Annotated in this window: 5 protein-coding genes; 2 read left to right on the plus strand and 3 right to left on the minus strand. The window is 58.8% G+C overall.

Annotated elements, in window-relative coordinates; translation table 11 throughout:
* The first annotated feature begins 133 nt into the window (after positions 1-133).
* Positions 134-1,513, plus strand: coding sequence for a sodium:solute symporter (locus tag QMX93_RS29975; protein ID WP_053118194.1), 1,380 nt, complete (start codon positions 134-136; stop codon positions 1,511-1,513).
* Between the two features lie 130 nt (positions 1,514-1,643).
* The gene (locus tag QMX93_RS29980; RefSeq protein WP_159814647.1) at positions 1,644-1,892 is read left to right on the plus strand and encodes an acyl carrier protein; all 249 of its coding nucleotides are present in this window, start codon (positions 1,644-1,646) and stop codon (positions 1,890-1,892) included.
* Positions 1,893-2,103: 211 nt separating this feature from the next.
* On the opposite strand, the gene QMX93_RS29985 is transcribed toward QMX93_RS29980, so the two are convergent.
* From QMX93_RS29985 to QMX93_RS29995, 3 genes are all read right to left on the minus strand, one after another.
* The gene (locus QMX93_RS29985) at positions 2,104-2,232 is read right to left on the minus strand and encodes a PA1414 family protein (RefSeq protein ID WP_003184145.1); all 129 of its coding nucleotides are present in this window, start codon (positions 2,230-2,232) and stop codon (positions 2,104-2,106) included.
* Between the two features lie 282 nt (positions 2,233-2,514).
* On the minus strand, positions 2,515-3,444 hold the full coding sequence (locus tag QMX93_RS29990) for a DMT family transporter (protein ID WP_282359191.1): 930 nt from the start codon (positions 3,442-3,444) through the stop codon (positions 2,515-2,517).
* A 249-nt stretch (positions 3,445-3,693) separates the two neighbouring features.
* The gene (locus QMX93_RS29995; RefSeq protein WP_282359192.1) at positions 3,694-4,092 is read right to left on the minus strand and encodes a DUF2177 family protein; all 399 of its coding nucleotides are present in this window, start codon (positions 4,090-4,092) and stop codon (positions 3,694-3,696) included.
* Between the last annotated feature and the right edge of the window lie 81 nt (positions 4,093-4,173).

Consider the following 4,173-nt stretch of genomic DNA (forward strand, 5'->3'; position numbering starts at 1 on the left):
CGCGATGACTGCGGCACATCCAACATTGATGTGACTGGAAGTCAGCTATCGCGAGCAGGCTCACTCCTACAAAGAGCAGCACACAGAACCAATTTTGTTTCACCATAAAAAAGACAATCGGAGACACGCCATCATGGCTTTGGATTTATTCGTCGTCCTCATCTACGCAGCCGGCATGCTTTTGCTCGGCTATTTCGGCATGCGCAAGGCCAAGACCAACGAGGACTTTCTGGTCGCCGGTCGTAACCTCGGCCCAAGCCTGTACATGGGCACCATGGCCGCTACCGTGCTCGGTGGTGCGTCCACCGTCGGCACCGTTCGCCTCGGCTACGTGCATGGCATCTCCGGTTTCTGGCTGTGCGCCGCGCTGGGTTGCGGGATTCTCGCGCTGAACCTGTTTCTGGCCAAACCGCTGCTGAAACTGAAGATTTATACCGTTACCCAAGTGCTGGAAAAGCGCTACAACCCGATGGCCCGCTCGGCCTCCGCGCTGATCATGCTGGCCTACGCACTGATGATCGGCGTGACCTCGATCCTGGCGATCGGCACCGTTCTGCAAGTGCTGTTTGACCTGCCGTTCTGGGTTTCGGTATTGGTCGGTGGTGGCGTGGTGGTGATCTACTCGGCGATCGGCGGCATGTGGTCGCTGACCCTGACCGACATCGTCCAGTTCATCATCAAGACCGTCGGCCTGATGTTCATCCTGTTGCCGATCTGCCTGTACCGCGTGGGCGGTTGGGACGAGCTGGTGCTGAAGTTGCCGGCCACCGCGTTCAACTTCACCACGATCGGTTGGGACACGATCATCACCTACTTCATGATCTACTTCTTCGGCATTCTGATCGGTCAGGACATCTGGCAACGGGTGTTCACCGTCAAAAACGAAAAAGTCGCCAAGTATGCCGGCAGCGCCGCCGGCATCTACTGCATCATCTACGGCCTGGCCTGCGCCCTGATCGGCATGGCGGCACACGTGCTGATTCCTGATCTGTCCAACGTCAACAACGCCTTCGCCGCCATCGTCAAACTGTCGCTGCCGGACGGCATCCGGGGTCTGGTGATCGCGGCTGCACTGGCCGCCATGATGTCTACCGCCAGCGCCGGTCTGCTCGCCGCTGCCACCACCATCACCGAAGACCTGCTGCCGAAACTGCGCGGCGGTAAACAATCGAGCCTGGGCATCAACCGCCTGTTCACCCTGCTGACCGGTGTTGTGGTGCTGGGTATCGCTCTGGTGGTAAACGATGTGATCAGCGCGCTGACCCTCGCTTACAACCTGTTGGTCGGCGGCATGTTGATCCCGTTGATCGGGGCAATCTTCTGGAAACGCGCAACCACCGCCGGCGCCATCGCCAGCATGGGCCTGGGTTTCGCCACCGCCCTGTTGTTCATGATCAAGGACGGCCTCGATGCCAACACGCCGATCTACTACAGCCTGGCTGTGGGCCTGATCAGTTTCGTGGTGGTCAGCCTGGTCTCCCCGCGCCCGGCTACCGTGGCGAGCGCGATCTAAGCTTGATGTAACGACTTGATGCTTTCTTCGACGGGTGTGGCGTCGGTTGCCACACCCGTTTTTTTCGTCTGTAGAAAAGTGCTGATGAAGATGCTTCACTCAAGCAGAACAACGACTAGAAAAATCTGCCATGAGAAGAGCTGCCGTGCGTGCCGCCGTGCACCGGTTCATCCGCCGTCTGCTGGAGAACCACGACTTCAACGACCACACCAGCCTGGTGCAATTGGGGTTGGAAAAGGCCGATATCGAGGATTTGATCTTTCATCTGGAAGATGAATTCGGACTGACGGCGTTCACCGCCGAAGAAGACCGCATGCTCAAGACGGCGAAGACTGCGAATGACTTGAGCCGGTTTTTAATAGAGATTGGACGTCATTGAGAGGTTGAATCAGCTCTCTGTGGCCAGGTGACCTTGTGGCGAGGGGATTTATCCCCGTTGGGCTGCGAAGCAGCCCCAATATCAGCGATAAGAGTCTTTCAGGTAGAACCGGGATGGATGGTTTAGGGGCTGCTGCGCAGCCCAACGGGGATGAATCCCCTCGCCACAATAAATCCCCTTGCCACAATAAATCCCGGTTACCCAGAAATCATTACCGCCGGCGCGGCTGGCGGCGACGCTGCTCGTCATCGGTGCGGATCGGGACAGGTTGCAGAGGCGGTTCGATCAAGCCGAGGGCAACACCCAAGTCGTGCAGCCAGTTTTGAATTTTCTCTTTCATCGTCATGCCCCCTTCAGGGTGGTGCTGAGCGACCGGAATTCTGAGGCCGCTTCGCACTGATAATAGTCCGAAGTCCTACGCAATGCTCGGCGAAATCCGCAATGATCTGTTACTGAATGGAACAGAATCTGCAGCCATTGGTTCAAGCCGTTTCTCGCACATCCGCCGAAGCCGCGGGATAGACAGCCTGCAGCACTTCTAAACACGCATTCGGATTGGCCCCGACCCTGCCTTTGGCCACATGAGCCATGTTGTCGCACCCCCTGAATGCTCGGCCAGCGGCTACTGACCCAGCGCTTTGCGCAAACGCCGACGCACCCACTGTTCGGCGCTGACGAAGGTGATGCCGAGCAACACCAGCACGGCGCCGATGATGAAGTTCAGGCTCAGCTCTTCGCCGAGCAGAATCACGCCGAAGGTCACGCCGAACAGCGGCGTCATAAACGAAAACACCGCGAGATTGGCCGCCAGATACCGACGCAACAGCCAGAACCACACCAGGTAACTGAAGAACGACACCACCAGCCCTTGGAACAGCACACTGGCCACCGCCACCGTGGTCAGGTTGACGTGAGTGATCTGGCCGCTGAACAGCGCGATCAACAACAGCCCGACGAAACCGACCATCAATTGATAGAACAGGGTCAACGTCACCGGCGCGTCCGACAGACGCGAGGCACGCACGACCACGGTGGTCGCGCCCCAGCAGGCACCGGCCAGAATCCCGAAGAAGTCACCGAGCAGCATGCTCCGGTCGAGGTTGTCCCACGACACACCGCCGGCGAAGGCAATCGCGATGCCGAGAAACGCCAACAGAATCCCCAGCCATTGCAGCGGCCGCAAACGCTCGCTCGCCAGCAGAAAATGCACGCCCAACGCGGTGAAGATCGGCGCGGTGTAGAGGAATACCGACATGTGCGCGGCCGTGGTCAGTTGCAGGCCTTCGGAGATAAAGAAGAATTCCAGACCGAACAACGCACCGGCGAGCAAACCGCCGCGCCAGGTGTTGCCGACCTGATCCCAACCGCCCTTCCAGCAGATCAACAATCCTACGAGCAACGCGGAAATGCCTGACCGCCCCGCCGCCTGCATCACCGGCGCGATGTCGGGCGCGGCCCATTTGATCATCACTTGCTGCACGCCCCAGATCAGGCACAGGCCGATCATCACTTGCAGGGCAAACCGGTCGGCATTGCGCCGCTCGACACTCACCGCAACACCTCGAACACACACAACATGGCAGGCCATCCATTGGTCAGAAAACAGTGTTGGGGATTATCAATGAGTCGAGGGGAAAAAGGCGTCTGGAAAAGACATTTGTTTCTTCTGTAGCGTCAGCGGTGAATGGCCGTCGGCTGCGCCGCCATTCGCGAGCAAGCTCGCTCCCACCATTGGAATGCCTTCCCCTGTGGGAGCGAGCCTGCTCGCGAAGAGGCCCTCACTGCCAACCCATATGAAGGATCAGCGCCGGCCAAACCGCCTCACCAGCAAATACCCAACCGCACAAGCCACAGCCGTCGCCACCATCCCCCACACCCAATCCATCAACGTCACCTGCACCGACCACCCACGCAACGTCGCCCAATTCGTCAGGTCATACGTCCCATACGCCACCAGCCCCAGCAACGCCCCCCTCTTCACCGCCCACTGCCAACTCAGCGCAGGCAACACCACAAACACCACACAGCCAAAAACATACAGGCAATAAAAAACCGCGGCCGGTAACAGCAGCGGTTTTTCCAGCATCAGCGAACCGAGCAGTTCGCGGTAGGTCGGCGCCATCAACAGCCCCAGCCAGATGCCGTCGAGCAGAAGAAACGTCAGCAGCGTGGCGACGTAGGCAATCAGCGATCTTTTCATCACACCACCCTCAATGTAGGAGCTGCCGCCGGCGGCGGTCGTTTTGCCGTTAAAATAAACAAAAAGCCGCCGGCGGCCGCG

The sequence above is a fragment of the Pseudomonas sp. PS01303 genome, from assembly GCF_029959385.1.
GTDB classification, from domain to species: Bacteria; Pseudomonadota; Gammaproteobacteria; order Pseudomonadales; family Pseudomonadaceae; genus Aquipseudomonas; species Aquipseudomonas rustica.